This window comes from Schumannella sp. GW821-FHT10F01, from assembly GCF_058809295.1.
This window is the reverse complement of record NZ_JBXASM010000005.1, coordinates 119,710-146,690: the sequence shown is the minus strand read 5'-3', so window position 1 is coordinate 146,690 and position 26,981 is coordinate 119,710. Positions and strand designations below refer to the sequence as shown.

Genomic DNA, 26,981 nt, shown 5'->3' with positions numbered 1-26,981 from the left:
TCAGCCGGCAGCGCTCGCTTCGGCACGGCCGAAGATGCCGCGCCCCGGCACCGCCTCGAGCAGCCGCTGCGTGTAGTCGTGCTGCGGGTCGGCGAACAGGTCGCGCGCGGCCCCCGTCTCGACCAGCCGCCCGTGCTGCAGCACCGACACGTGGTCGGCGATCTGCTCCACGAGCCCGAGGTCGTGCGAGATGAACACGTAGGTCAGCCCGTGCTCGCGGCGCAGGGCGAAGAGCAGCTCCACGATCTGCGACTGCACGGTCACGTCGAGCGCCGACGTCGGCTCGTCGAGCACGAGCACCCGGGGCGCGACGACCAGCGCGCGGGCGAGCGCGACGCGCTGCCGCTGCCCGCCGGAGAGCTCGAGGGCGGTCTTGCGCAGCAGCGACGGCGACAGGGCGACGGCGTCGAGCGCCTCCCGCACCCGCGCCTCCCGCTCGCGGCGGTCCGGGCGCTCGCCGGCGGCGACCAGGAGCGGCTCGGCGATGATCCGATCGACGCCGAAGCGCGGATCGACCGCGGCGAGCGGGTTCTGGTAGACGAGCTGCAGCTCCGCGGCCCGGCGGTTCCAGCGCTCGGGGGTCGTCGGCAGCTGGCGTCCCAGCACGGTGACCGCGCCGGTGTCGTACGAGGTGAGTCCCGCGACGATCCGCGCGAGCGTCGTCTTGCCGGACCCGGACTCGCCCACGATCGCGTGGACCGACCCCTCCGTCACGTCGAGCGACACGCTGTCGAGGGCGGTGACGGCTGTGCCGGCCGAGCCGCGGGCCGGGAAGGTCTTGCCGAGCTCGTGCACCCGCACGACGGTGCCGGCCTCGTCCGCGTCGACCGCGCGGAGGTGGGCGTAGCGCTGCGGCGCGGCCGCCGGCACGTCAGAGAACAGCTGCACGGTGTACTCGTGCGCCGGCTCGGCGATGACGTGCTCGACCGGGCGGTTCTCGAGCAGCACGCCGTCGCGCAGCACCGCCACGTGATCGCTGCGCTCGGAGGCGAGCGCCAGGTCGTGCGTGATGAACAGCACGCCGAGCCCGCGCTCGCGGCGCAGTTCGTCGAGCAGGTCGAGGATGCGCTTCTGCACCGTGACGTCGAGCGCGCTCGTCGGCTCGTCGGCGATGAGGAACGCCGGATCCGCCGCGATCGACATGGCGATGAGCACGCGCTGCAGCTGCCCGCCCGAGAGCTCGTGCGGGTAGGAGCGGAGGCGCGCGCCGGGGTCCGCGATCCCGACCCGCTCGAGCAGCTCGGCGGCGCGATGGCGCGCGGACTCGCGGGTGCGGCGCTCCCGCCCGACGCGGATGGCCTCGATGAGCTGCGCGCCGACCGGCTGCAGGGGGTCGAGCGAGCTCAGCGGGTCCTGCGGGATCCAGCCGACCGTCCGACCGCGGAGCGGTCGCCACTCGCGCGGCCGCAGCCGGGTCACGGCGCGGCCGTCGAGCACGACCTCGCCGCGGGTGATCCGGCCGCCCTCGGGCAGCAGCCCCGACACCGCCCGAGCGATCGTGCTCTTGCCGGAGCCGGACTGCCCGACGAGCGCGAGCGTCTCGCCGCGGAGCAGCTCGAAGTCCACGCCGTGCACGACGTCGACGGCCTCGCGGCGCGACGGTCCGTACGCGACCGCGAGGTCCCGCACGGCGAGGAGGGGCTCGGGCTGGACGGCGGGCTCAGGCATGACGGCGTCCTCGGCGGGCGGTGGTGCTCAGGCGGTTGATCGACCAGACGGTCACGGCGATGGCGAGGCTCGGGAACAGCACGAGCCACGACGACGAGGTCACGTACTGCCGCCCCTCCGAGACGAGGAGGCCCCATTCCGGATCGGGCGGCGGGGCGCCGTACCCGAGGAAGCTCAGCGCCGAGATCCACAGGATCGCGGTGCCGAACTGCAGCGACGCGAGTGCGAGCACCGCCGTGAACGAGTTCGGCAGGATGTGGCGCCGCAGCACGTAGGCGGGGCGCCCGCCGAGGTGGGCGCTCGCCTCCACGAACGGGAGGCCGCGGATCGTCAGCACCTCGGAGCGCATGACGCGAGCGAACGTGGCGACCGAGGAGATGCCGACCGCGATCGCCGCGTTCACCGTGCCGAAGCCGAGCGACACGACGACGACCATCGCGAGCAGCAGGCCCGGGATCGACAGCAGCGCGTCGACGACCCGGCTGATGACCGCGTCGACCACACCGCCGACGGTCGCCGCGATCGTGCCGAGCAGCGTGCCGACGCCGAGGCCGACGAGCACCGCGATGGCCGAGCCGAGCAGCGTCTGCCGCGTGCCCCACACGATCCGCGCCCAGAGGTCGCGGCCGAGGTAGTCGGTGCCGAGCCCGTGCGCCGCGCTCGGCGCCTGGAGGATGCGCGCCGCATCGCCGGCGAGCGGGCCGTAGGGCGTGAGCAGCCCGGGGGCGACGAGCGCGACGACGAGCAGCAGCACGATCGCCGCCGCGATGCCGTCGAGCACCCCGACCCGGCGCAGCAGGCGGCGGGCGGCGGCGCGCGGGCCCCCGCTCTCGTCCGCGCCGAGGGGTGGCGCCTCCGAGGCCGGGTGGGCGGACGAGCCGCCGGGGATCAGGGCGGATGTCGCGCTCATGCGGAGACCTCCTCGCGGACGGTGCGGCGTGCGGCGCGACCGGCGGCGCGGCGCGGACGGGCGGAACGCTCGAGTCGGATCCGCGGGTCGAGCGCCGTGTAGGCCAGGTCGGTGAGCAGGTTCACGGTCAGGTAGGTGGCCGAGACGATGAGCACGATGGCCTCGATCGTCGGGGTGTCCTGGTCGCGCACGCTCGTGTAGGTGAAGTAGCCGAGCCCGGTGCGGTTGAACACCGTCTCGACGATGACGGCGCCGGCGAGCAGGTCGCCGACGATGAGGGCGAGCAGCGTGATCGACGGGATGGCGCCGTTCTTCAGCACGTGGCGGAACAGGATGCCGGTCGGCGACACCCCCTTCGCCGTCAGCACGGTGACGAACGGCTGCCGCCAGGCGTTCGTGAGGCCCTCGGTGAGCACCTGGCTCAGCGCCCCGCTCGACGCGAACGCGAGCGTGATCGCCGGCAGGATCAGCGAGACGAAGCCCTGATCGACGATCGACGACACCCAGCCGAGCCGGAACGAGAACACGACGATGAGCAGGTAGCCGACGAGGAAGCTCGGCGTCGAGATCGAGAGCACCGGCACGGCCCTGGCGAGCTCGCGCAGCGGCTTCCAGGGCGCCGAGGTCGCGAGCAGCGCGATGGCGAACGACAGCACGATCGTGAAGAGCAGGGCGAGCCCGGCCAGGGTCAGCGTCTGCCCGAGCGCCTGCCCGATGAGCTCGGCGACGCTGCGGCCGTTGCTCAGCGAGTAGCCGAGATCGCCGTGCAGCAGCCGTCCCAGGTAGAGCAGGAACTGCACGGCGATCGGCTGGTCGAGCTGGTAGTAGCGGCGCAGGCCGTCGGCGGTCGACTCCGGCAGCGGGTTCACCGGGTTCGCGATCTTGTTCTCGATCGCGTCGCCGGGCAGCACGAACAGGGCGAAGAACGTCAGCGCGTAGACGATGAGCATGACGACGGCGGCCTGGAGCAGGCGCCGCACCACGTACCAGGGCGACAGCACGGCGACCTCAGGCGACGGTCACGGTCGAGAACAGCGGCAGCGCGCCGTCGGTCAGCTGCAGCCCGGTCGTGCCCGGCCGGGTGATGAACACCTGGCTGTCGTCGAGGATCGGCAGCACGTAGGCCTGGTCGACCACGAGGTGCCGCTGCGTCTGCTCGAGCAGCGAGCGGCGCTCCTCCTCGTCGACCGCCACCAGCTGGGCGTCGAGCAGCTGCTGCAGCTTCGCGTCGGAGCCCTTGAGCCCGAGCAGGTCGGAGCCGTCGGTGCTGTAGTACTCGCGGAGGCCCACGGTCGGGTCGGGATGCGGCCAGCCGACCCGGAGGAAGCCGACCTCGGGGTCGCCGAAGGCCTTCGTCCAGTAGCTCGCGTAGTCGAGCGTCTTCAGCTTCAGCTCGATGCCGACCTGCTTGAACTGCGCCTGGATGTTCTGGAACAGCGCGTTCGCGGTGGTGTCGTAGACGTCGATGTAGGTGAGCAGGTGCAGCCGGGTGCCGCCCTTGGTGCGGTAGCCGGCGGAGTCGGTGCCGGTCCAGCCGGCGGCCGTGAGGTGCTGCTCGGCCTGGTCCGGGTCGTAGGAGAAGGCATCCGACACGTCCGTGTAGCCGAACGTCTTCGGCGCGAGCACGCTCGTCGCGGCCGACCAGTTGTCGGTGTAGATCTCCTTGAGGATGGTGTCGCGGTCGATGGCGCGGAACAGCGCCCGGCGCACCTCGATGTCGTCGAGCGGCTTCGTCGTGAGTCGGAGGAACCACTGGTTCGACAGGCCGACGCCGGTGCGCGCGATGACGTCGTAGCCCTCCTTGGCGAGCTTCGTCTCCTCGTGCGGCTCGACGTAGCGCAGCGCCTGCGCCTGGCCGGACTCCAGCGATCCGAGCCGCACGGCGTCGTCCTCGGTGGGGATCCAGATCAGCTGCGCGATCTGCGCGCGGCCCTTCGCCTTCGCGCTCGCCGGGCCCCACGCGTAGTCGTCGCGGCGCTCGAACACGTACTTGCGGGCGTAGTCGGCGGAGACGGAGGCGAACGGCCCCGAGCCGATGAGATTCGTGTAGTCGACCTGCTCGTCGTGCTTCGCGTCGATCGTGGCATCGGCGACGAGCCCGGCGCTCCACGAGGTGAGCACGTCGAGGAACGGGGCGTACGGGGCATCGAGGTGCACCTTCACGGTGCGGGTCGCCGGGTCGGTGGTGACGGCGATCGCCCGGGGGAACTGCGCGTTCGCGGAGACGCCGTTGTCCGGGTCGCCGGAGACCTGCCACTCGAGGTTCTTCTTCACGCTGGCCGCGTCGAGCGCGGTGCCGTCGCTGTAGGTGACGCCGTCGCGGATGACGAAGGCGTAGTCGAGGCCGTCGGCGCTGCGCGTCCAGCTCTCCGCGATCCACGGCTCGAGCTCGAGCGTCTCCGGGTTGCGGTTGAGGAGGCGGTCGGTGAGGTTCTGCACGAGGCCGCGGGTCTGCCAGGTGCCGCTCTCCTGCACCTGCGCGGAGGTCGGGATCTCGGGGTCGACGAACGTCAGCACGCTCGTGCCGCTGCCGCCGGCCGAGCCGGAGGCGCCCTGCGGTGCGCAGCCCGCGAGCAGCAGCGCGGCGGTTCCCGCGCCGATCCCGGAGAGGGTGAGGAAGCTGCGGCGACTGAGCGCCCGGGCGGCGACCGAGTCGAGCGGGGAGGAGGGCATGCTGCAACGCCTTTCGCGACGGTGTGCGGGAGCGCGGCGCCGAGCGGACCGCGGTGAGGCGCCAGCCTGGCGGGGTCGGGCGTCCCACGCCACCTCGGCGACGCCGTCTTGCGGAGTGTGACGGCGCATTGCGAAATGCGTCGGCGCGGGTGACACGGCCGCGCACCCCTCCCTAGCGTCGGAGGGCCATGCCCGACTCGCCTGCCTCCGTGCCCACCGTGCCTGCCGCCTCCGCGACCGTCTCCCCGGACGTCGCCACGGCGCCTGCGCATCCGTACTCCCGCGCGTTCCCGGAGCTCGACGCCGCGATCGACGCCGTGCTGGCGGACCTCGCGGGCACGACGGCCCGCCGCGAGCGCGACCGCGAGCTGCTGCACGGCCCGGTGCGCGATCTCGTCGCCGCGGGCTTCGGCGTGCTGCGCGTGCCGGAGGCGGCCGGCGGTCTCGGCGGGTCGCTGCTCGACCTGTTCGAGCGGCTGGTGCGCATCGCCGCCGTCGACCCGAACCTGGCGCACCTGTTCCGCGGCCACGTCGGCTTCGTCGAGCTGCTCCGCATCGCGCCGCCGAGCGACTACGTCGACGAGTGGGACGCCCGGCTCGCCGCGCGCATCCTCGTCGGCAACGCGCAGTCGGAGATCACGACGACCGCCGACCTCGCGTCCGTCGTCGAGCGGACGCCGGAGGGCCTGCGCCTCAGCGGCGTGAAGTACTACACGACCGGGAGCATCTACTCGGACTGGATCCTGCTCTCCGCGCGGCTCGACGGCGAGGAGACCCAGCTCGTGGTCGACGCCAGCCACGAGGGCGTCGTCTCCGTCGACGACTGGGACGGCTTCGGCCAGCCGCTCACCGGCAGCGGCACCACGACCTTCGACCGGGCGCCGGTGCGCGAGCAGGACCTGTTCCCGACCCGCGAGGCGCGCGACGGCGAGGGCGAGTACGTCAGCGGCGTCTACCAGCTCGTGCTGCTCGCGGTGATCGCGGGCATCGGCCGCGCGGCGGTCGACGACACGGTCGCGTTCGTGCGTCCGCGGCGCCGCATCTTCGGCTTCGCCGGCGAGGCGCGGCCGGCGGACGACCCGCTGACCCAGACCGTCGTCGGCCGGGTCAGCTCCGCGGCGGATGCGGCCCGCCGCCTCGTGCTGTCGGCCGCCCGCGACCTCGACGCCGCCCGCGACCGCGTGCAGGAGCTCATCGCCGATCCGACGGTCGGCGACCCGGAGCGCGACGCCGAGCGCGTCGCGCTGCTCCGCGCCGTCGCACTCGACGTGTACCGCGTGCAGCAGATCCTGCCGCCGCTCGTGCTCGACGCGGCCACCGAGCTGTTCGAGGTGGGCGGCGCCAGCGCCACCTCGCGCGGCATCGCGCTCGACCGGCACTGGCGCAACGCGCGCACCCTGTTCACCCACAACCCCGCGCGCCAGCGGGCTCGGCAGATCGGCGAGTGGGAGCTCAACGGCACCTGGACGGGCTGGGGCCGGACCCAGGCTCCCGCGGCGCCGGCATCCGGTCCGACCGACACCGTGCCGACCGACACCGAGGAGACCGTCCGATGAGCAAGCGCCTCATCCTCAACCTGTTCGAGATGAACACGCCCACGCACATCAGCCACGGGCTGTGGCGGCTGCCCGGCAACAACCGGCACCGCTACACCGACATCGAGTTCTGGCAGGAGCTCGCCGTCATCCTCGAGGAGGGCGGCTTCGACGCGGTGTTCCTCGCCGACGTCATCGGCGCCTACGACGTGTACCGCAGCGGCTTCGACGACGCGCTGCGCGAGGGACTCCAGATCCCCAGCAACGACCCGGCCCTCGTCATCCCGGCGATGGCCGCGGTCACGAAGCGGCTCGGCTTCGGCTTCACGTTCTCGACGAGCTACGAGCCGCCGTTCGCGTTCGCGCGCCGGGTCAGCACGCTCGACCACCTCACGCGCGGCCGCGTCGGCTGGAACGTCGTGACGTCGTACCTGCCGAACGCCGCCCGCAACTTCGGGCTCGACGACGAGATCCCGAAGGAGGAGCGCTACGCCCGCGCGGAGGAGTACCTCGAAGTGCTCTACAAGCTGTGGGAGGGCTCGTGGGACGACGACGCCGTGCTGCGCGACGCCGAGAACGGCGTCTACAGCGACCCGGCGAAGGTGCGCCGCATCGACCACGTCGGCGACCACTTCCGGGTCGCGGGACCGCACCTCTCCGAGCCGAGCCCGCAGCGCACGCCGGTCATCTTCCAGGCGACCGCCTCGCCGGAGGGCATCGCCGTCGCCGGGAAGCACGCCGAGGTCGTGTTCACCGGATCGCGCGGCCAGCGGATCGGCGACACCGTGGCCGCCATCCGCCGGGCCGCCGTCGAGAACGGCCGCCGCGCCGAGGACATCAAGGTGCTGACGCAGGCCGCCGTGTTCGTCGCGGAGACCCAGGAGGCGGCGCAGGCGAAGTACGACCTGTACCGTTCGTTCCGCAGCGAGGTCGGCCGCTACATCCACAGCAGCACCGCGTTCGACCCGACCCGGCACCCGCAGGGGATCACCGTCGCCGAGGCGCTCGCCGCGGAGGGCAAGCCCGCCGACACGGTCGCGCCGTTCATCGCCGGCCTGACGCTGGAGCAGTACTCCGACGTGGTCGACGAGGCGTGGAAGCACGTGTTCGTGTCGATCGGCACGCCCGAGACGGTCGCCGACGACATCGAGCGCTGGCTCGACGAGGACGACCTCGACGGCATCAACCTGCGGCAGTACCACTCGTTCGACACGGCCCGCGACTTCGCGGAGCTGGTCACGCCGGTGCTCCGCCGGCGCGGGCGGCTGCCGGAGGCGGAGGCCGCCGACGCTCCGCGGCGCACGTTCCGCGAGCGGCTGTTCGGCGAGTCCGCGCACCTGCCCGAGGCGCATCCCGCCCGCCGCTTCCACGGCGGCGCGAACCTCTAGGGCCCGCCGGCGCGGCGGCCGCGCGCGAGTCAGGACGAGCGGGCCGCGCGCGCCGCGGGGTGCCCCGATCCGGGCGGATCTCCTGAGAAAGGTGCGGGCGGGTGCGCGAGCCGCCAGAATCGGGGTCGGAACGACCGCCCGACGAGGGAGCACCCATGACCGCCGAGACCGTGCCCGCCGGGGCGACCGTCAAGCCGAAGCTCAGCGGAGGCCGTCGCGCGACCGCGGCGCTCGCCGGCGTGCTCGGCTTCCTGCTGCACAGCATCGGCTGGGGGCTCATCGTCATCGCCCTCGGGCTCACGACGATCGTGACCTTCCTCGCGCAGGCGATCCGGTCGTCCGGCTCGTCGAGCGACAGCGAGGCCGTCGGCCGGGTCGTGCGACGGCTCTCGGATGCTGTGAACATCGGCACCGCGCCGCTCATCGTGATGGGCGTCGTCGGCGCCGTGCTCTGGGTGCTGGCCCTGTTCGTGAGCCGCGGCATCCTCCGTCGCGGAGGCCATCATCGGCCCTGGGCGATCACGTGGGCGGGGCTCGGCGTCGCCATCGTCATGTCGCTGATCCTCGGCGCGATCCTCGCCGTCATCGCCTCGATCGTGTCGCAGGTGATCATCGCGAAGGCGACCCGCGACCTCGCCACCGGCAGCGTCGCGAAGGTGCGTCAGGCGCTGCAGCCGCTGCTCGACGCCGGCGCGGTGTTCGGCGTGATCGGCCTCGCGCTCGTGATCGTGATCGGCTGGATCGCGTGGAGCTGGATGGCGCACGCCCTCCGCCCGACCGTGCAGCAGATCGCCGCGAAGGACGCCCGCGACGAGAAGCGCCTCGAGGCCGACCGCAAGCGGCTCGCGAGCGATACCGACCGGCACCAGGACGAGGCTGAGGTCGCCGCGCGCGAGCACGCCGAGGCCGAGCGCGAGGAGCGCGAGCGCCACGAGCGGGCGGATGCGGAGCGGGACGCCGCCGAGCGGGACGCCGCGGAGCGGGACGCCGCACAGCGGCATGCCCCCCCGACGGACGCCGCGGGACCCGCCCGCCCCGTCCCGCCGACCGACCCGACCCCGCCCGCCGAGGATCGAGGAGCCCGCCCGTGAGCGATCCCACCGCGCCGCAGCCGGAGGACGAGCAGCCGCGCAGCTGGGGACAGCAGCCGCCGGCCGAGTCGGCGGACCCGCCGACGCCGGCGGATCAGTCGGCGCCCGCGGACCAGTCGGCGCCCGCAGCGCCGGCCGCAGCGCCGTCGGCGCCCGCGGCCGCCGCTCCCGCCGGGGCCGGGTTCCCCGCCGCGCCGGCAGCACCGGTGCCCGGACAGCCCTCGCCCGGCTACGGCCAGCAGCCCCAGCAGTACGGCCAGCAGCAGTACACGCAGCCGTACGGCCAGCAGCAGCCGTGGCCGCAGCAGCCGCAGCAGCCCTACGGACAGCAGCCGGTCCAGCCCTACGGCCAGCCGGTCCAGCCCGGGCCGGCCCAGCACGCCCCGCAGCAGCAGCCGTACGCCCAGACCGCCCCGCAGCAGTACGGCCAGCAGCAGTACGGCCAGCCCCAGTACCAGCAGCCGCAGTACCAGCCGCAGCAGGCCGGCTTCGTCGCGCCCGGCGCGTACGTGGCACCGATCGCGGCACCGCGGCCTGCGAAGCCGCCCCTGCCGGGCAAGCAGAAGGCGGCGGCGACGCTCGCCGGCGTGCTGCTGTTCCCGGTCATCTCGATCGGCTGGTGGGCCATGGTCGCCGCGGTCGTCGCCGGCGGCACGCTCGCGCTGTTCGATCAGGCCTTCACCGGCGCCGCGAGCGGTGCGGGCGGCGACGTGGTCGGCTCCTGGCAGAGCATCCGCGACGCGCTCGTGCCGATCATCCTCGGCGTGGCCGGCGGCGGCCTCGTGATCTGGGTGCTCGGCATCCTGCTCAGCCGGGTGGTGGTCGGCGCGTCCGGCCACCCGCGCCCGTGGCCCGTCACCTGGCTCGGGCTGCTCATCGCCGCGGTGATCTCGATCGTGCTCGACACGATCGCCTTCTCGGTGATCACCGGCGTCGCCTCGACGGCGGTGGGGATCCATGCGAACTCGCTCACGCCGTCCGACCTCGACAGCCTCGGCGACTTCTTCGGCGCGCTGTTCGCGTGGGGTGCGGGAGCCGCGATCGCGACCGTGATCGCGGGCGTCGTCATCGCCGTCGGCTCGGGGCTGCTCGGCTGGCGGCTCATGGCGTTCGCGTTCCGGGCGGGCGGCGAGCCCGTGCCGATCCCCTCGCCCGCGGATGCCGGACCGGCCTGGGGCGACTCGGCCGTTCGCTGACGGCGAGCGGGACCCCGGCAGCACGCGGCCCGACGCCGGATAGACTTGAGTGCGAGACGCTCAAGTCTCGTCGTGACACGGAGGAACAGTGGCGAACATGCAGGGGGCGCCCTCCAGCCAGGAGGACGCCAAGACCGCCCTGGAGCAGTACGGGATCGACCTGACCGCGGTGGCCCGCAGCGGCAAGCTCGATCCGGTGATCGGACGCGACGCGGAGATCCGCCGCATCTCGCAGGTGCTGACCCGGCGCACGAAGAACAACCCGGTGCTCATCGGCGAGCCCGGCGTCGGCAAGACCGCCGTGGTGGAGGGGCTCGCGCAGCGCATCGTCGCGGGCGACGTCGCCGACTCGCTGAAGGACAAGCAGCTCGTCTCGCTCGACCTGGCCGCCCTCGTCGCCGGCGCGAAGTACCGCGGCGAGTTCGAGGAGCGGCTCAAGGCCGTGCTCAAGGAGATCAACGACTCCGACGGCCAGATCATCACGTTCATCGACGAGCTGCACACGCTGATGGGCGCCGGCGGCGGCGAGGGATCGGTGGCCGCGGCGAACATGCTCAAGCCGATGCTCGCGCGCGGCGAGCTGCGGCTCATCGGCGCCACGACGCTGAACGAGTACCGCGAGTACATCGAGAAGGACGCGGCGCTCGAGCGCCGCTTCCAGCAGGTCTACGTCGGCGAGCCGAGCGTCGAGGACACCGTCGCCATCCTCCGCGGGCTCAAGGAGCGCTACGAGGCGCACCACAAGGTCACGATCGCCGACAGCGCGCTCGTCGCCGCGGCCTCCCTCTCCAGCCGGTACATCACGGCCCGCCAGCTGCCCGACAAGGCGATCGACCTCATCGACGAGGCCGCCAGCCGGCTGAAGATGGAGATCGACTCGTCACCGGTGGAGATCGACGAGCTCAAGCGCGCCGTCGACCGCATGCACATCGAGGAGCTCGCCCTCAAGCGCGAGAAGGACGCCGCGTCGAAGGCGCGGCTCGAGAAGCTCCGCGAGGAGCTCGGTGCCCGAAAGGAGGAGCTCGACGCCCTCGAGCAGCGCTGGGCCGCCGAGAAGCAGTCGCTGCACAGCGTCGGCGACCTCAAGGCGAAGCTCAACGAGGCGCGCATCGACCTCGACCGCGCCATGCGCGAGCAGCGCTACCAGCACGCCTCGCAGCTCAACTACGAGATCATCCCCGAGATCGAGCGGCGGCTCGAGGAGGCCGAGAAGCAGGAGCAGTCCGGCCCGCGCATGGTCAGCGACCAGGTGACGGACGAGGACATCGCCGCGGTCGTCGCCGCCTGGACCGGCATCCCGGTCGCGAAGCTGAAGCAGGGCGAGACGGAGAAGCTGCTGCACCTCGAGCAGGAGCTCGGCAAGCGGCTGATCGGCCAGAAGGATGCCGTGCGCGCGGTCTCGGAGGCGGTGCGCCGCACGCGGGCCGGCATCTCCGATCCCGACCGGCCCACCGGGTCGTTCCTGTTCCTCGGCCCGACCGGCGTCGGGAAGACGGAGCTCGCGAAGGCGCTCGCCGAGTACCTGTTCGACGACGAGAAGGCGCTCGTGCGCATCGACATGTCGGAGTACGGCGAGAAGTTCGCCGTCTCGCGGCTCGTCGGCGCCCCTCCCGGCTACATCGGCTACGAGCAGGGCGGGCAGCTCACCGAGCTCGTGCGCCGGCGTCCCTACTCGGTCGTGCTGCTCGACGAGGTCGAGAAGGCGCATCCGGAGGTCTTCGACCTGCTGCTGCAGGTGCTCGACGACGGGCGGCTCACCGACGGCCAGGGCCGCACGGTCGACTTCCGCAACACGATCCTCATCCTCACCTCGAACCTCGGCAGCCAGTTCCTCGTCGACCAGTCGATGAGCTGGGACGAGAAGAAGGCCGCGGTCGACGAGCTCGTGCAGCGCTCGTTCAAGCCGGAGTTCGTGAACCGGCTCGACGACATCGTCGTGTTCTCGCCGCTGACGAGCGAGGACCTCGGGCAGATCGTGTCGCTGTACGTCGACCGGCTGGAGCGGCGGCTGTCGCAGCGGCGGCTCAACCTCGCGGTTACGCCGAGCGCCCGCGGCTGGCTGGCGGAGCGCGGCTACGACCCGATCTACGGCGCCCGGCCGCTGCGCCGTCTCATGCAGCACGAGATCGACGACCGCCTCGCGAAGGCGCTCATCGGCGGCGAGATCGCCGACGGCGACACCGTGCGCGTGGATGTGGACGTGACGGGCGACGACCTCGTGGTGACGCGGATGGAGACCATCCCGGTCGAGTGACGGTCGCGAACCCGATTGGCTGAGGAGGCGCGTTAGCGCCGTCTCCAAGCCTCAGGTCTGCAATCGTGAGGCTTCGAGACAGGCCGCAGACGGCCTTCCTCAGCCATCGGCGTCCGCCGGCGCCCAGCCGAGCGGGCGGGCGGCCGACCAGGTCGCGAGCGCCAGCACGACCGCGAGCGGCACCGGCAGCAGCAGCAGCAGCCCGCGCGACACCTCGGCGCCGGCGATCCCGACGACGACCACCACGGCGATCGCCGCGACGAAGCCGAGCGGACGCCGCGCGACCAGATGCAGTCCGGTCGCGAGCCCCTGCACCCCACGCGGCGCTGACGCCGGCAGCTCGATCCGGAGGCCCAGCACAGCGAGACCTCCGAGCAGGAGCAGCACGGTCGCGGCGCCCGCGACGGCCACGGAGACGAGCATCCCCGCCGGTGCCCCGGCCGCGACCGCGACGATTCCGGCGAGCGCGAGCTCCGCGGCGACCGCGGCGGGCCAGAGCGCGGCCCAGCCGGCGCGGGCCGCGCGGGGCAGCATCCGGATGCCGGCGCCGACCGTCGGCTCCCGGCCCGCAAGCGCATCCGTGGCCACCGCGATGATCGCGGCGAGCAGGGGCGCCGCGGCGAGGGCGGCCACCGGCAGCACGACCGGTCCGAGCACCGCGCCGAGCGCGAGCAGCGCCAGCATCCCCGCGTCCGCGAGCGCGCCGGCGAGCGTGAGCGCCGGCAGCGCGTCCCAGAGCCGGCGCAGCAGCAGCCCCGCTCCGCCGTCTGCCGGGTCGTCCGCCACGCCGGCATCCGCCGCGGACGTGCCGACCGGGATCGCGCCGACCCGGCCGGCCGGAACCGCGCTCATCCGCGGATCCCGCTCGACGCGATCGACTCCACGAACGCGCGCTGGAACACCAGGAAGATCACGAGCACCGGCAGCACGACGAGCGTGATGCCCGCGAACACGACCGTCGCCGGCCCGCCGCCCTGGTTCGCCGACAGGGTGACGAGGCCGAGCGGCAGCGTCATGTTGTCCTGCGAGCTGATGAAGATCAGCGGGTTGAAGTAGTCGTTCCACGACGCCTGGAACCCGAGGATGATCAGCGCCGCGATCGCCGGGCTGGAGAGCGGCACGAGCATGCGGAACAGGATCCAGCCGTGTCCGGCGCCGTCGATCCGCGCCGCCTCGTCGAGGTCGCGCGGGATCGTGTTGAAGTACTGCCGCAGGAAGAAGATCGCGAACACGTTCACGAGCGCGGGCAGCCAGAGCGCGGTCAGCGTGTCGACCAGGCCGAGGTTGCGCATGATGATGAACACCGGGATGACGGTCAGCTGCCCCGGCACCATGAGGGCGGCGAGCAGCGCGACGAAGATCGGCTCCCGGCCGCGGAACCGGATGCGCGAGAACCCGTACGCGGCGAGGATGCTCGTCAGCAGCGACCCGCCGGTGGCGATGCACGCGACGATGAGGCTGTTCAGCGCCATCCGCCCGATCGGGATCAGGTCGAACAGGTCCTGGAAGTTCTGCAGCGAGAACGGCACCGGCACGAATGACGGCGGCAGCGCGAACGCGGAGATGTTCTCGGTGAGGCTCTGCGCGACCAGCCAGACGAGGGGCGCCACCATGAGCGCGCCGACGACGAACAGCACGAGCGAGAGCAGCACGCGGCCGGGCCGGAGCCGGACGCGCGGACGGGAGCGGATGCCGGAGGCGCTCACGACTGGTGCACCCATCGCCGCGATCCCCAGAACTGCAGCACCGTCACGCCCATGATGACCACGAAGACCAGCAGCGCGATCGCCGAGGCGTAGCCGACGTCGAAGTTCTGGAAGCCGGTGCGGTAGAGGTACATGACGATCGACATGGTCGAGTCGTCCGGCCCGCCGCCGGTGATGATCTGCATCGGGTCGAAGATCTGGAACGCGCCGATGAACGTGATCACGGTCGCGAAGAACAGCGTCGGCGACATGAGCGGCAGTGTGACGTTCCAGAACACCTGCGGCCCGGTGGCGCCGTCGGTGCGCGCCGCCTCCAGCAGCTCCTTCGGCACGGTCTGCAGGCCGGCCAGCACGATGATGAACGTGTAGCCGATCGTGTGCCACCAGTCGATGCCGATGATGGCGACGAGCGACCAGCCCGGCTCGGTGAACCAGTTCGGCAGGGTGATGCCGGCGCCGTTCGCGTAGTACGCCAGGTAGCCGAAGCCGGGGTCGAGCACGTACTTCCAGAGCAGTGAGACGGCGGCCCAGGAGATGAGGAACGGGAAGAAGATCGTGGCGCGGACGAAGTAGTTCAGCACCCTGTTCAGCGCGCGGTTCACCGCGATCGCCAGGAGCAGCGCGCCGGCGAGATGCGTCACGACCGACGCGAACGCGAAGGCGAAGGTCGTGCCGAGCACCTGCAGCAGCAGGGGGTCAGTGAACAGCCGCACGAAGTTGTCGAATCCGACCGGCTCGGCGGGTGTCAGCAGGTCCCACTTGAAGAACGCGAGCGCCATCGCGGCGATGAACGGGATGGCGACGAAGAGCAGGAACAGCAGCAGCGCCGGCGAGATGAACAGGTAGCCGACCCAGCCCGGCTGTCGCGGGCCGCGGCCCCGGGGCGCGTCGCCCCGGGAGCCGCGGATGGTGCTGGGGATCGCGAGCGCGGTGTCCGCGGTCACAGCAGCCCGTTCAGCTTGTCTTCGAGCGCCGCGAATCCGGGCCCGGCCTTCACGCTGCCCGTGAGGATGCGCAGCCAGGTCTCCTCCACCGCGTTCGCGATCTCGGCACCGCGATCGGGCGAGGGGATCGCGGTCGCGTAGGAGGCCGCCTGGTAGAGCAGCTCGGTGCCCTTCGGCGCGCCGTTCAGGAACACGTCGTCGAGCGCGACGGACTGCCGGGCCGGGATGTTGCCGCCGCCGACCTTCGCGAAGTCGATGGCCGCCTGCTTCGTCGTCATGTACTCGACGAACTTCCACGCGTCGTCCTTCACCTTCGACGACGACAGGATCGGGTAGGTGTCCCATCCGATCGGGGTGCCGTTCTTGACCTTCTTCGCGGTCTTGATGATCTGCACCTTGTCGACGATCTTCAGCCGCAGCATGTCGAGCGTGACCCAGCGGCCGCCGCCCATCATGGCGAGCGTGCCCTTGGCGAGCTGGGTCGGCGCATCGAACGTGCCGCCCGGCTTCGGCGAGTAGCCGCGGTCGATCATCTCCTTGCAGAACTCGACCGCCTCGATGGCGGCATCCGTGTTGATCGTGACCTTCTTCCAGTCCTCGTCGAAGGTGCTGGCGCCGTTCGAGAACAGCCACGGCATGATGTCGACGAACTGCGACGAGCCGAACGGCAGGATGTAGGCGCCCTGCTTCTTGACCTTCTCGGCCGCGTCGCGGAAGTCGTCCCAGGTCCAGTCGTCGGTGCCGGGCAGCTCGGCGCCCGCCTTCGCGAACACCTCCGTGTTGGCGTAGAAGCAGACCGTGTTGAAGCCGCCGGGCATGTAGAACGTGGTGTCGCCCGGGTTGCCGTAGCGGTCGGAGAACGCCTTGTAGGTCGGGTCGATGTCGGCGTAGTACTCGTCGATCGCGTCCTTGCTCTTGGCGATGTAGGAGTCGAGGGGCGTGACGAGCTTCTTCGAGCGGAAGATGCCGAGGCCCTCCGTCGCGATGTCGATGACGTCGGGGGCGGAGCCGCCGGCGATGCGGGTCGAGACGGTGTTCGCGAACTCGGCCCAGCTCTTCGCGGGGATGCCCTGCGGCACGAAGTCGATCTCCGGGTTCTCCTTGACGAAGCCGGCGTACTGCGCGGCGACCGCCTTCTGGCCGGTGGCGTTGCCGTAGAACACGAAGGTGAGCTTGGAGCCGCCGCTGCCGCCGCCCGGGCTCGAGCAGGCCGCGAGCGCGCCGAGCGCGAGTCCGGCGGTGCCGAACTGGAGCAGGCTGCGCCGGGTGAGGGTGGGCACGGACGAGGACACGGGCCGGGTGGGAGCCATGGAGAGCGCCTTTCGCATCGTTGCGGTTCGGGGTGCAGGGGTCGGCCGGACAATCTGAAACCGATTCCAAGAAAGTTAGGCGCGTCCGGACGCAGTGTCAACGGGGGTCGGCGCCGTTCGGCACGGATACAGGAGTCAGATCGCGGAAATCCGGCACATTGCACCTGAAATCGATTCCTGCAAAGCTGGTCACGACGAGGAGGTCTCCATGACGAACGCGCCCTTCGAGCGCACCAACCCGATCCCCGCCGATGCGCAGCAGGCCGCATTCCCGCTCGGCGGGATCGGCACCGGCAACGTGTCGCTCGGCGCCCGCGGCGAGCTGCGCGACTGGGAGCTGCAGAATCTGCCGGACAAGGGGCGGCTCAACCCGTTCACGTTCTTCGCGATCTCCGCGCAGCCTGCGGGCGGCGACCGGATCACGCGCGTGCTCGAGTCGCGCCTGCGGGGCCGCCACGAGTACGAGTCCGGGTACGGCTGGGAGCAGGTCGGCGGCCTGCCGCGGCTCGAGGAGTCGGAGCTGCGCGGCGAGTACCCGCTGGCGCGCATCGACTTCCAGGACTCGACGCTGCCGGTGCAGGTGGCGCTGGAGGCGTTCACCCCGCTCGTGCCGCTCGACGCCGACGCGTCCGGCATCCCGGCGGCCGTGCTCCGCTACCGCGTCTCCAACCCCGGCGCCGTGCCGGTCGACGTGACCATCGCGGGCTCGCTCACGCACCTCGCCGGTCGCGAGACCGGGGCGGGGCAGCTGCGCGCGCGGCAGACCGTCGCGTGGCGCGAGTCCGCGGGGCTGCGCGGACTCGACTTCGGCACCGAGCTGCCGGACGACGACTTCGGCTACGGCACGCTCTCGCTCGTGACGACGGACACCTCGATCACCGCGAAACCGCACTGGGTCGTGAGCCCCTGGCCGGACGGCACCCAGATCTTCTGGAACGAGCTGACCGCCGACGGCCGGCTGGCGCCGGAGGAGCATCCGATCTCCACCGAGTCGCTCGACCTGTTCAGCATCGACGAGGGCGGCACGGCGCTCGACCACCTGCCGCGGCACCGCACGGGGTCGCTCGGCATCGTGCACGAGCTCGCCCCCGGCGAGACGCGCGACTTCGAGTTCGTGCTCGCCTGGAGCTTCCCGAACCGCCACCGCTCGTGGTTCAGCGGCAACATCGGGGTCGACTCGCCGAACGACGGCGAGGTCGTGCGCAACCACTACGCCACCCGCTTCGCCGACGCCTGGGATGCGGCCGAGCTGCTCGTCGCCGAGCTGCCGGAGCTCGAGGCCGCGACGCGCACCTTCGTCGACACGCTCTACGGCGGCTCGCTCGACCCGGTCGTGGCGGATGCGACGGGCGCGACGCTCGCGACCCTCCGCTCGACGACCTGCTTCCGCATCGGCGAGGAGGGGCACTTCCTCGCCTGGGAGGGCTCGTTCGACCACGCCGGCAGCTGCTTCGGCACCTGCACGCACGTCTGGAGCTACGCGCAGAGCGTCGCCTGGCTGTTCCCGGAGCTCGAGCGCAGCGCGCGCCGCAACGAGTTCGTGAACGAGACGGATGCCGCCGGCGCGCAGAAGTTCCGCACGGCGACGATCTTCGGCGGCGCGCCCTGGGCGATGGGTCCGGCGGTCGACGGCCAGCTCGGCACGCTGCTGCGGCTGCACCGCGAGTGGCGGTTCAGCGGCGACGACGCGTTCCTGCGGGACTGCTGGCCGGCGGCGGTGCGCACCATCGAGTACGCCCTGCGCGAGTGGGACTCCGACGGCGACGGCGTGCTCGACGGCAAGATGCACAACACCTACGACATCGAGTTCTGGGGCGTCGAGCCGCTCGCGAACGGGTTCCTGCTCGCGGCGCTCCACGCCGGCGCGCGGATGGCGGACCATCTCGGGGAGCCGGACCGTGCGGCCGCCTGGCGCGCGGCCGCCGAGCGCGGCGCGGCGGCGGTCGACGCCGAGCTCTGGACCGGCGAGTACTACCGGCAGGTGATCGGCGACCTCGACGAGCACCGCTACCAGTACGGCGACGGCGTGCTCAGCGACCAGCTGCTCGGCCAGTTCCACGCACACGTGAACGGCCTCGGCTGGATCCTGCCGGAGGAGCACGCGAGGGCCTCGGCGGCCTCCGTGTTCAAGTACAACTTCCGGTCGGACCTGACCCTGCACGAGAGCACGCAGCGCACCTACGCGCTGAACGACGAGGGCGGGCTGCTCCTCGCGAGCTGGCCGCACGGCGGGCGCCCGCGCATCCCGTTCATCTACTCGGACGAGGTCTGGACCGGCATCGAGTACCAGGTCGCGACGCAGCTGGTCTACGCCGGACTGGTCGACGAGGCGCTCACGATCGTGCGGACGCTGCGCGCCCGGCACACGGGCTGGGCCCGCAGCCCGTGGAACGAGATCGAGTGCGGCAACCACTACGCCAGATCGATGGCGAGCTGGGGCGTGCTGCTGGCCCTCACGGGCGTGCAGTACGACGCCCCGGCGCGCACGCTCGCGTTCGATCCGGCCGTGGAAGGTCCGCTCACCGCGATCTTCACGACCGGCACCGGCTGGGGCCGGGTCGAGATCGACGGCGGGTCGGTGACGCTCGCGGTGCTCGGCGGCCGGGTCGAGGTCGACGACCTGGTGCTGCGCGGCCGGTCGCTCGGCCCGGTGTCGGCGGCCGCCGGGGAGTCCCGCTCCGCCGGCTGAGTGCGGCTCCGCCGGCTGAGGAAGGCCGTCCACGGCCTGTCTCGAAGCCTCACGCTCGCAGGCCTGAGGCTTCGAGACGGGCCCAGCGGCCCTCCTCAGCCAGCGGGTCGCTCAGGGATCCGGAGGCGTCACCCGCCCGATCGCGGCACCGCGCCCGTTCCTGCGTGCACCTCCAGGTCGTCCGCGCTCGGAGTCCTCGGACGCCGGGCCGTCGGGCGGTCGAGGTAGAACAGCGACGTCGAGGCGATGTCGTCGCGCAGGGGCAGGTAGCGGAAGCCGCTGCGCCATCCGAGCGCCTGGATGTCGACGGAGAGGCGGGTGGTGAAGAAGATCGGGTCGAGCAGGTGCCAGCGGTACATGCCGAAGCGCTGCTGGCTGACGTAGAGCCCGTCCGGCCGGATCACCTGCGGCATGCCGAGGTACGGCGTCGAGTAGCGGGTGTAGCCCTCGCCGGGCACGTCGAAGTTCCAGGCGCCGCCGAAGTAGTCCTCGGTGCCGGTGCCGCAGATGGTCGGGAACTCGCGGTCGTCGTCGAGGTAGAACTTGATCTCGCCCTCGCCCCACCAGCCGTTCGAGTTGGCGCCCCAGGCCAGGTACGTGCCCACGTACTGGCCGGCACCCTCGATGCCGTCGAGCAGCACGTGCGGCGTGCGGTCCTCCAGCGGGGCGCTCCGGCGCCACTGCGCATGCAGGTAGCCGTCCTGCGAGTAGTCGCCGCCGACTTCGTAGGTCACCTGGTAGTAGACCCGCACGTCGACGGGCGAGACGTTCTCGAGCGTGAGCCGTGCGCTCCGGCGGAACGGCATCGGCCAGTACGAGTTGAAGCCGCCGTTCGGGTTGGCCGCGATCGGCTGCGAGTCGACCTGGGCGAAGACGCCCCAGCCGTTGCAGAAGAAGTCGCCGTACGGCACCTCGATCGCGGGCTCGTCGGCGCCGTCCCAGTACGCGCGCAGCAGCAGCGTGCGCCAGTTGTCGACGTGGGTCGTGATCCAGAGGTGGGTGATGCGGCCGGGACCGTCGATGGCGGCGAGCTCGAACGTCTCGCCGGCCTTCACGTCGACGCTCGGCGAGATCTTCCAGCCCGGCCCGAGGTCGCGGGCGTTCTCGGCCCCCGTCCCCTCGGTCGCCCTCGCGCCGCCGCCGACGGCGCCGTCGGGGTTCTCGGGGCTGATGGACCGCGTCTGCAGCGGCCGCAGACGCGAGGCTGAGGCCAGATCGGGGAACGTCATCGTCGGATCACCGTGCTTCCTCGGTCGCTCCGCGACGGCCGTCGGCGCGGATTCCTGAAACCGATTTCGTCACAGTAGGGTATCCAGATCGGCTCGGCAACGGCGTGCCGGGGCGCGGGCGGCATCCGGCCCGGGAGGGAGGATCGCGCGACATGGCGACGATCTACGAGGTCGCGGCCCGCGCCGGCGTCTCCCCCGCGACGGTCTCCCGCGTGTTCAACGGGGTCCGGGTCTCGGAGGCGAAGGTGCGGCTCGTCCGCGCCGCCGCCGAGGAGCTCGGCTTCACCCCGAACCGCACCGCCCGCACGCTGCGGCGGCAGAACTCCGAGGTGATCGCGCTCGTCATCCCGGATATCGAGAACCCCTACTTCACGGAGCTCGCGCGAGGCGTCGAGGACGTCGCGCAGGAGGCCGGCTACTCGGTCGTGCTGTGCAACAGCGACGACCAGGAGAGCAAGGAGGCGACCTACCTCCGCATCGCGATCAGCGAGAACATGGCGGGCGTCATCATCGCCCCGGCGGGCGGCGCGACCGAGCTCGACGAGCTGCTCGCGCGCGGCCGCCCGGTGGTCGCGGTCGACCGCAGCACGGGCTTCGACATCGACGGCGTCGTCATGTCGAACCGCGCGGCGGGCCGGGATGCCGCGGCCGCGCTGGTCGACGCGGGCTATCGGCGGATCGCCTGCCTCACCGGCCCGTCCGAGACGGAGACGGCCCGGGAGCGCGCGGACGGCTGGCGCGACCTGCTGCGCGAGCGCGGGCTCGACGCGGGGGCCGACGCGTACCTGCGGTACTCGACCTTCCGGGTCGACGGCGGGCGCTCCACGATGGAGGAGCTGCTCGCACTGCCGGAGCCGCCGGACGCCGTGGTCGCCGGCAACAACATGCTCGGCGTCGGCGCCCTGCAGGTGCTCACCGAGCATGACCTCACCCCGCCGCGCTTCGGCGTCGCAGTGGTCGGCGGGCTGCCGTTCACGACGCTGTCGCCGGATGTGGTGACGGTCGTCCGGCTGCCCGCGCGCCAGATGGGCACGACCGCGGCGCGGATGCTCATCGAGCGGATCGGCGGCGACGCCCAGCCCGCCCGCACGGTGGTGCTGCGCAACCGCCTGATGCCGGCGCTCCCGCGCGGGTCGGTCGCCGTCGCGGCGCCGGATCCCGACGCGGTCTGAGCCTCCGAGGCGGATCGGCGCGACGCATCCCGATTGCGCATGAAATCGATTTCTGACACAGTGGCCGCAGATCGAGGAGGATCGCATGACCCAGTACGCCGTCCCGGCCGCCCCCACCCGCCCGACCGCCGAGCCCCGCACCGCCTGGCTGATCGCGAGCGGCGATCTGCGCGAGTCGGCGAACCGCGCGGGCTGGTCGACGCAGGAGCAGCTGGAGCGCGACGTCGTGGGCGTGATCGAGGCGCTCGGCTGGAGCGTCCGCCGCGCGAACGGCATCGATCCGGACACCGGACACGGCTTCATCTCGAGCCAGCGCATGGGGCTCGAGGTCTTCAAGGGCATCCCCGAGGACGCGCCGCTCATCGTCGCGGAGGCGGTCTGGCAGTACAGCCACCACGTGCTCGCCGGCCTCCGCAGCCACCGCGGCCCGATCCTGACCGTCGCGAACTTCGCGGGGGACTGGCCGGGACTCGTCGGCCTCCTCGGCCTCAACGCGGGGCTGACGAAGATGGGGCGCGACTACTCCACCATCTGGAGCGTCGACTTCGCCGACGACTGGGCGCGCGACGGCCTGCGCACCTGGATCGAGACGGGCGCCATCCCCCACGACGCGTCGCACGTGCGCGACCTCGGCGCCCTGCCCGAGACCGACGAGCGGGCGCTCGGCGAGGCGCTCGCCGATCAGCTGCGCGTCGACAAGGCCATCATCGGCGTGTTCGACGAGGGCTGCATGGGCATGTACAACGCGATCTTCGACGACGAGCTGATCAACCCGCTCGGCATCTACAAGGAGCGGCTCTCGCAGAGCGCGCTGTGGGCGGAGATGCAGACGGTGACGGATGCCGAGGCCGACGCCGTCGGCGACTGGATCCGCGCGAAGGGCATGACCTTCCGGCTCGGCACGGACGAGGCGACGGAGCTGACGGAGGCGCAGCTGCGCTGGCAGTTCAAGATGTACGTCGCGGTGCTGCGCATCGCCGACGACTTCGGGCTCGACGCCGCCGGCATCCAGTACCAGCAGGGCCTCAAGGATCTCTCTCCGGCGTCCGACCTCGCCGAGGGCATCCTCAACAACGTCGACCGGCCGCCGGTGACCTCCCGCGACGGGTCGCGCGTGCTGCACGAGGGCGCGGCCTTCCCGCACTTCAACGAGGCGGACGAGGGCGTCGCCGTCGACGCGCTCGTGACGAACCGGCTCTGGACGGCGATGGGGCTCGACCCCGCGACCACCCTCCACGACGTGCGCTGGGGCGAGGACTACGACGGCCAGTTCGTCTGGGTGCTCGAGATCTCCGGCTCCGTGCCGCCGTCGCACTTCGCCGAGGGCTACGCGGGCGCCGTCGGCTGGCGGCAGGACCCGGTGTTCTTCCCGGCCGGCGGCTCGACGATCAAGGGCGTCTCGAAGCCCGGCGAGGTCGTCTGGTCGCGGGTGTTCATCATGGACGGCCGCCTCCACGTCGACCTCGGGCGGGCGACCGCGCTCGAGCTGCCGGCCGAGGAGACCGAGCGGCGCTGGCAGGCGACGAACCCCGAGTGGCCGATGATGCACGCCGTGCTCCACGGCGTCACGCGCGACCAGTTCATGGCCCGCCACCGCGCGAACCACCTCAACGTCGCCTACGCGCCGGATGCCGACACCGCGGACCGCGCCCTGCTCGCGAAGGCCGCGCTGTTCGCCCGCCTCGGCGTCGAGGTGCACCTCTGCGGCGTCGAGCTCTGAGCCCGGACGAGCTCTGAGCGGCGCCCCGCGCGGCCACGGCCTTCGTGGAGGGGCCGCGCCTAGGCTCGGATCGTGAGCCGTCCTCTGCGCCCGCTGGTCGTCTACGTCGCGTCCGAGCCGACCGCCGGCCGCACCGAGGCGGAGTCCGTCGAGGTGCTGGCGGAGGGCATCCGCCGCGCCCGTCCGACGGCGGAGGTGCGCGTGCTCTCCGACGTCAGGGTGCCGGCGACCGCCGATGCCGCGCTCCGCGAGGCGCTGCCGACCGCCGGCCTGCTCGTGCTCGGCGCCGAGCGGATCGACGCCGCGACCGGGCAGGGCGCATGGATCGTCGCGCTCGCGCGCCGCGCCGCCGAGCGCGGGCTGCCCGTGCTCGCCGTCTCGCCGGAGCGCATGGTCGACCCCGGCGCGCTCGCCGGCTACGGCGTCACCGGGGTCGCGGCCGATGCCGAGCTCGAGTCCGCCGTCGCGCAGACCGCGCCCCGCCGCGCACCCGGCTCGGTGCTGCCGGTCGAGCCGACGCCGCACTTCCACTTCCTCCGCACGCCGCGCCTACGGTGGTGGCGGCCGCTCGTGGGCATCGTCGCGATGGCCGCGGCGTTCCTGCTGCTCAGCGTGGTCGTCAGCCTGCCGGCCCTGTTCTTCGACCTCGGCACCGGGCGCACCCAGCCGGAGGACTACCTCGGCGGGAAGGTCACGCTGACGCCGGCGCTGTTCCTGGCCAACAACCTCTCGCTCGCGGCGCTCATCCCGGCCGCGCTGCTGATCCAGTGGGCCGTCTACCGGCAGCGCCCGAAGTGGCTCAGCTCGGTCGAGGGCGGGTTCCGCTGGCGCTGGATGGGCCTCACCGCGCTCGTCATCGTGCCGATCATGGTGCTGTTCCTCGTCGGCGACCTGATCCTCGAGGGCGGCGCCGCGATCGGCCGGCTGTCGCCCGACGCCTGGATCCTGCTCGCGATCGTGCTGCTCACGACGCCGCTGCAGTCGGCGGGCGAGGAGTACGCGTTCCGCGGCTTCCTGCTCCGCTCGGTCGCGGCGTGGATCCCGAACCGGGCCGCGGGCTTCGCCGTCGGCGCCGTCGTGTCGAGCGCGCTGTTCATGCTGGCCCACAACGCGGGCGACATCTGGCTCAACACCTTCTACTTCTCGCTCGGGCTGGTGCTCTCCGTGATCGCGTGGCGCACCGGCGGGCTGGAGGCGGGCGTGCTGATCCACGCGGTCAACAACACGGTGATCTTCGTGCCGACCGTGCTGTGGGGCGACATCTCCGGCACGTTCGACCGGCAGGCGGGCAGCGCGAGCCCGATCGCGCTGATCGGGCTCGTCGTGTTCGCCGGCATCGCGGTCGCCGTGGAGTTCCTGGCCCGCCGCCGCGTGCGACGGCTCGGACCGCCGGCGCTCGTCCCGGCGCCGGTGAGGGGCCTCGGGCGGCCGTAGCGGGCGCCGGCGAACCCCGGTCTACCGCAGCAGCGGGAGCACCTCGGCGCCGAGCCGGGCGACCAGTCCGTCGAGGTCCGGCTCATCGCCCGTCGGCTGCAGGATGACCGTGCTCGCGCCGGCCTCCTCGAGCGCGCGCACGCCCGCCGCGATCTCCTCGGCGGATCCGCCCACCGCGCCGCCCCGTCCGTCGCCGTCGCCGAACGAGCTCCAGATCCGCAGCTCGCGCTCGGCCCGCTCGGCGGCATCCGGTCCCGTCGCGACCACGAGCGAGACGACGACCGGGAACTCGTCCGGGGCGCCGCCGTCGCGGGCGTGCCCGATGGCGGCCCGGATCTCGCCGAGGGAGGCGCCGGAGCCGATGAGGAGCCCGTCGCCGAGTTCGCCGACCGTGCGCAGCGTGCGCGGCCGGCCGCCGCCGATCATCACCGGCACGCGCTCCGCCGGCGGCCAGCCGAGCTTCACGTCGTCGAGGTGCACGTACCGGCCGTCCGTCGTCACGGTCTCGCCGTCGAGCAGCGCGCGCAGGGCGGTCGCGTACTCGCGCAGCAGGGTCAGGGGCGCCTCAGCGCGCACGCCGACCTGCCCCATCCAGTCGAGCACGCCGTGGCCGATGCCGCCGATGAGCCGGCCGGGGGCTGCACCCCCGAGCGTCGCGAGCTCCATCGCGGTGAGGGCCACGTTCCGCAGCGGCACGGGCATGAGGCCGATGCCGAGCGTGATCCGCTCGGTGGCCGCGAGCGCCAAGCCCGCCGCGGCGATCGCGCTGTGGTCGAAGCAGTCCTCCCACACCCACAGGTCGTCGAAGCCGGCGGCCTCCACCTGCCGGGCGAGCGGCGTCAGCGTCGACGGGGACATGGTGGGCAGGAACACGAAGCCGAGCCGAGGGGTCATGCCCTCAGCCTGCCCGGCACCGCCCACATCCGTCGAGGGGTCGCGGGTCGACGCCACGGGACGAGCCCGTACGTCGATTCGCGACCCCTCGACGGGATGCAACGGAGCGGATCAGGCCAGCGCGGGGATGACCTCGCGCTCGAACAGCTCGAGCCCCGAGCGGTCGTAGGCCGCCTCCGGGAAGTAGTGGATGAAGTAGCCGGCGCCGAGCGCCTCCGTCTTCTTCAGCTTCTCGATCACCTGCTCCGGGGTGCCGACGCCGGCGGCGTCGCCGTTGCGGTACTCGGCCATGAAGCCCTCGGTGCGGTCGCCGAGGTACGGCTTCACGCGGGCCTCGATGGCGTCGAGGCGGTCCGCGACCTCCTTCTCGGTCTCGCCGATGACGGTGTTGAAGTTCGTGCTCCGCACGATCGCGTCGAAGTCGGTGCCGACGTCGGCGCAGTGCTGCCGCAGCAGTTCGCTCTTGTGCTGGAACGTCTCCGGGTCGCCGCCGAAGTTCGTGTACTGGGCGTACTTCGCCGCGATCTTCAGCGTCACCTTCTCGCCGCCGCCGGCGATCCACAGCGGGATGCCGTGGTCGTGCCCGCCGACCGACTGCAGCGGCTGCGGGTGGAACAGCGCGCCGTCGGTCTGGTAGTGCTTGCCCTCGAACGTCGAGGTGCCGGTCTCCCACGCCTGCTTCATGATCTGCACGCCCTCGTCGAGGCGGCGCAGGCGGTCGCCGGCCGACGGGAACCCGTAGCCGTAGGCCTTCCACTCGTGCTCGTACCAGCCGCCGCCGATGCCCATCTCGGCGCGGCCGCCGGAGATGATGTCGACCGTCGTCGCGACCTTCGCGAGGTAGGCCGGGGGCCGGTAGCTCATGCAGGTGCACATCTGGCCGAGGCGGATCCGGTCGGTCACGGCGCCGAACGCGGACATCAGCGTCCAGGCCTCGTGCGTCGCCTGATCGCTGGGGATCGGCACGGTGTGGAAGTGGTCGTAGACCCAGAGGGACTCCCAGGCGCCGGCGTCGGCGTGCTGGGCGAGGTCCTTCATGGTCTGCCAGTGGTCCGCCGGGTCGATGTCGACCAGATCGTGCCGCCAGCCCTGGGGGATGAAGATTCCGAAGCGCATGGTTCGGACGCTACTCGCGATTGAAACGTTTCTGCCGGGTCGTTCGGCGAAC

At 72.2% G+C, this 26,981-nt stretch carries 20 protein-coding genes; 9 read left to right on the top strand and 11 right to left on the bottom strand.

Translation table 11 applies throughout. The annotated features are described in order from the left end of the window. Genes nikE through AC1RSJ_RS08000 form a run of 4 tightly spaced genes read right to left on the bottom strand, consistent with a single transcriptional unit; the run spans position 1 to position 5,251 of the window. A complete protein-coding gene (nikE, locus tag AC1RSJ_RS08015) occupies positions 1–1,668 on the bottom strand; it encodes a nickel ABC transporter ATP-binding protein NikE (RefSeq protein ID WP_493117832.1) in 1,668 nt (555 codons plus the stop codon). Continuing rightward, positions 1,661–2,578: an ABC transporter permease gene (locus AC1RSJ_RS08010; protein WP_493117831.1), complete on the bottom strand. Its 918-nt coding sequence runs from the start codon at positions 2,576–2,578 to the stop codon at positions 1,661–1,663. The genes nikE and AC1RSJ_RS08010 overlap by 8 nt, the downstream gene beginning before the upstream one ends. Beyond that, positions 2,575–3,579 carry an ABC transporter permease gene (locus AC1RSJ_RS08005; RefSeq protein WP_493117830.1) on the bottom strand — a complete coding sequence of 335 codons (1,005 nt, stop codon included), beginning with the start codon at positions 3,577–3,579 and terminating at the stop codon, positions 2,575–2,577. The genes AC1RSJ_RS08010 and AC1RSJ_RS08005 overlap by 4 nt, the downstream gene beginning before the upstream one ends. A 7-nt stretch (positions 3,580–3,586) precedes the next feature. Continuing rightward, the gene (locus tag AC1RSJ_RS08000; protein ID WP_493117829.1) at positions 3,587–5,251 is read right to left on the bottom strand and encodes an ABC transporter substrate-binding protein; all 1,665 of its coding nucleotides are present in this window, start codon (positions 5,249–5,251) and stop codon (positions 3,587–3,589) included. A 188-nt stretch (positions 5,252–5,439) separates the two neighbouring features. Between AC1RSJ_RS08000 and AC1RSJ_RS07995 the strand changes: the two genes are divergently transcribed. The 5 genes from AC1RSJ_RS07995 (at position 5,440) to AC1RSJ_RS07975 (ending at position 12,715) form a co-directional block, all read left to right on the top strand. Then, positions 5,440–6,807, top strand: a complete 1,368-nt coding sequence (locus AC1RSJ_RS07995) for an acyl-CoA dehydrogenase family protein (protein WP_493117828.1) — start codon at positions 5,440–5,442, stop codon at positions 6,805–6,807. Then, positions 6,804–8,174, top strand: a complete 1,371-nt coding sequence (locus AC1RSJ_RS07990) for an NtaA/DmoA family FMN-dependent monooxygenase (protein ID WP_493117827.1) — start codon at positions 6,804–6,806, stop codon at positions 8,172–8,174. The genes AC1RSJ_RS07995 and AC1RSJ_RS07990 overlap by 4 nt, the downstream gene beginning before the upstream one ends. A gap of 155 nt (positions 8,175–8,329) precedes the next feature. After that, on the top strand, positions 8,330–9,265 hold the full coding sequence (locus tag AC1RSJ_RS07985; protein ID WP_493117826.1) for a hypothetical protein: 936 nt from the start codon (positions 8,330–8,332) through the stop codon (positions 9,263–9,265). Then, positions 9,262–10,461: a hypothetical protein gene (locus AC1RSJ_RS07980; RefSeq protein ID WP_493117825.1), complete on the top strand. Its 1,200-nt coding sequence runs from the start codon at positions 9,262–9,264 to the stop codon at positions 10,459–10,461. The genes AC1RSJ_RS07985 and AC1RSJ_RS07980 overlap by 4 nt, the downstream gene beginning before the upstream one ends. Positions 10,462–10,549: 88 nt before the next feature. Continuing rightward, positions 10,550–12,715, top strand: coding sequence for an ATP-dependent Clp protease ATP-binding subunit (locus tag AC1RSJ_RS07975; protein WP_493117824.1), 2,166 nt, complete (start codon positions 10,550–10,552; stop codon positions 12,713–12,715). A gap of 99 nt (positions 12,716–12,814) precedes the next feature. On the opposite strand, the gene AC1RSJ_RS07970 is transcribed toward AC1RSJ_RS07975, so the two are convergent. From AC1RSJ_RS07970 to AC1RSJ_RS07955, 4 genes are read right to left on the bottom strand one after another with little or no spacing between them, the layout of a single operon-like run. Next, a complete protein-coding gene (locus tag AC1RSJ_RS07970; RefSeq protein WP_493117823.1) occupies positions 12,815–13,567 on the bottom strand; it encodes a hypothetical protein in 753 nt (250 codons plus the stop codon). Further along, positions 13,564–14,436: a carbohydrate ABC transporter permease gene (locus AC1RSJ_RS07965; RefSeq protein ID WP_493117822.1), complete on the bottom strand. Its 873-nt coding sequence runs from the start codon at positions 14,434–14,436 to the stop codon at positions 13,564–13,566. Before AC1RSJ_RS07965 ends, AC1RSJ_RS07970 begins: the two co-directional genes overlap by 4 nt. Then, a complete protein-coding gene (locus AC1RSJ_RS07960) occupies positions 14,418–15,365 on the bottom strand; it encodes a carbohydrate ABC transporter permease (protein ID WP_493117820.1) in 948 nt (315 codons plus the stop codon). Before AC1RSJ_RS07960 ends, AC1RSJ_RS07965 begins: the two co-directional genes overlap by 19 nt. Continuing rightward, positions 15,362–16,675 carry an ABC transporter substrate-binding protein gene (locus AC1RSJ_RS07955; protein WP_493117819.1) on the bottom strand — a complete coding sequence of 438 codons (1,314 nt, stop codon included), beginning with the start codon at positions 16,673–16,675 and terminating at the stop codon, positions 15,362–15,364. The genes AC1RSJ_RS07960 and AC1RSJ_RS07955 overlap by 4 nt, the downstream gene beginning before the upstream one ends. Positions 16,676–16,883: 208 nt before the next feature. Between AC1RSJ_RS07955 and AC1RSJ_RS07950 the strand changes: the two genes are divergently transcribed. Next, on the top strand, positions 16,884–19,364 hold the full coding sequence (locus AC1RSJ_RS07950) for a GH116 family glycosyl-hydrolase (protein ID WP_493117818.1): 2,481 nt from the start codon (positions 16,884–16,886) through the stop codon (positions 19,362–19,364). 128 nt (positions 19,365–19,492) lie between these two features. Here the strand turns inward: AC1RSJ_RS07950 and AC1RSJ_RS07945 are convergent, their stop codons facing one another. Continuing rightward, on the bottom strand, positions 19,493–20,593 hold the full coding sequence (locus tag AC1RSJ_RS07945; protein ID WP_493117817.1) for a glycoside hydrolase family 172 protein: 1,101 nt from the start codon (positions 20,591–20,593) through the stop codon (positions 19,493–19,495). A gap of 152 nt (positions 20,594–20,745) precedes the next feature. Between AC1RSJ_RS07945 and AC1RSJ_RS07940 the strand changes: the two genes are divergently transcribed. The 3 genes from AC1RSJ_RS07940 to AC1RSJ_RS07930 all read left to right on the top strand — a co-directional run bounded on the left by AC1RSJ_RS07940 (position 20,746) and on the right by AC1RSJ_RS07930 (position 24,919). After that, a complete protein-coding gene (locus AC1RSJ_RS07940; RefSeq protein WP_493117816.1) occupies positions 20,746–21,765 on the top strand; it encodes a LacI family DNA-binding transcriptional regulator in 1,020 nt (339 codons plus the stop codon). Positions 21,766–21,850: 85 nt separating this feature from the next. Then, positions 21,851–23,485, top strand: a complete 1,635-nt coding sequence (locus AC1RSJ_RS07935) for a fucose isomerase (protein WP_493117815.1) — start codon at positions 21,851–21,853, stop codon at positions 23,483–23,485. Between the two features lie 72 nt (positions 23,486–23,557). Then, complete coding sequence (locus AC1RSJ_RS07930) at positions 23,558–24,919, top strand: CPBP family intramembrane glutamic endopeptidase (RefSeq protein ID WP_493117814.1); 1,362 nt, start codon at positions 23,558–23,560, stop codon at positions 24,917–24,919. A 21-nt stretch (positions 24,920–24,940) separates the two neighbouring features. Here AC1RSJ_RS07930 and AC1RSJ_RS07925 read toward each other — a convergent pair whose 3' ends face one another. Both AC1RSJ_RS07925 and AC1RSJ_RS07920 read right to left on the bottom strand, forming a co-directional pair. Beyond that, entirely contained in the window at positions 24,941–25,813 is an 873-nt protein-coding gene (locus AC1RSJ_RS07925; RefSeq protein ID WP_493117813.1) for an LLM class flavin-dependent oxidoreductase, read from the bottom strand. A gap of 111 nt (positions 25,814–25,924) precedes the next feature. Further along, positions 25,925–26,929, bottom strand: coding sequence for an LLM class F420-dependent oxidoreductase (locus tag AC1RSJ_RS07920; RefSeq protein WP_493117812.1), 1,005 nt, complete (start codon positions 26,927–26,929; stop codon positions 25,925–25,927). Between the last annotated feature and the right edge of the window lie 52 nt (positions 26,930–26,981).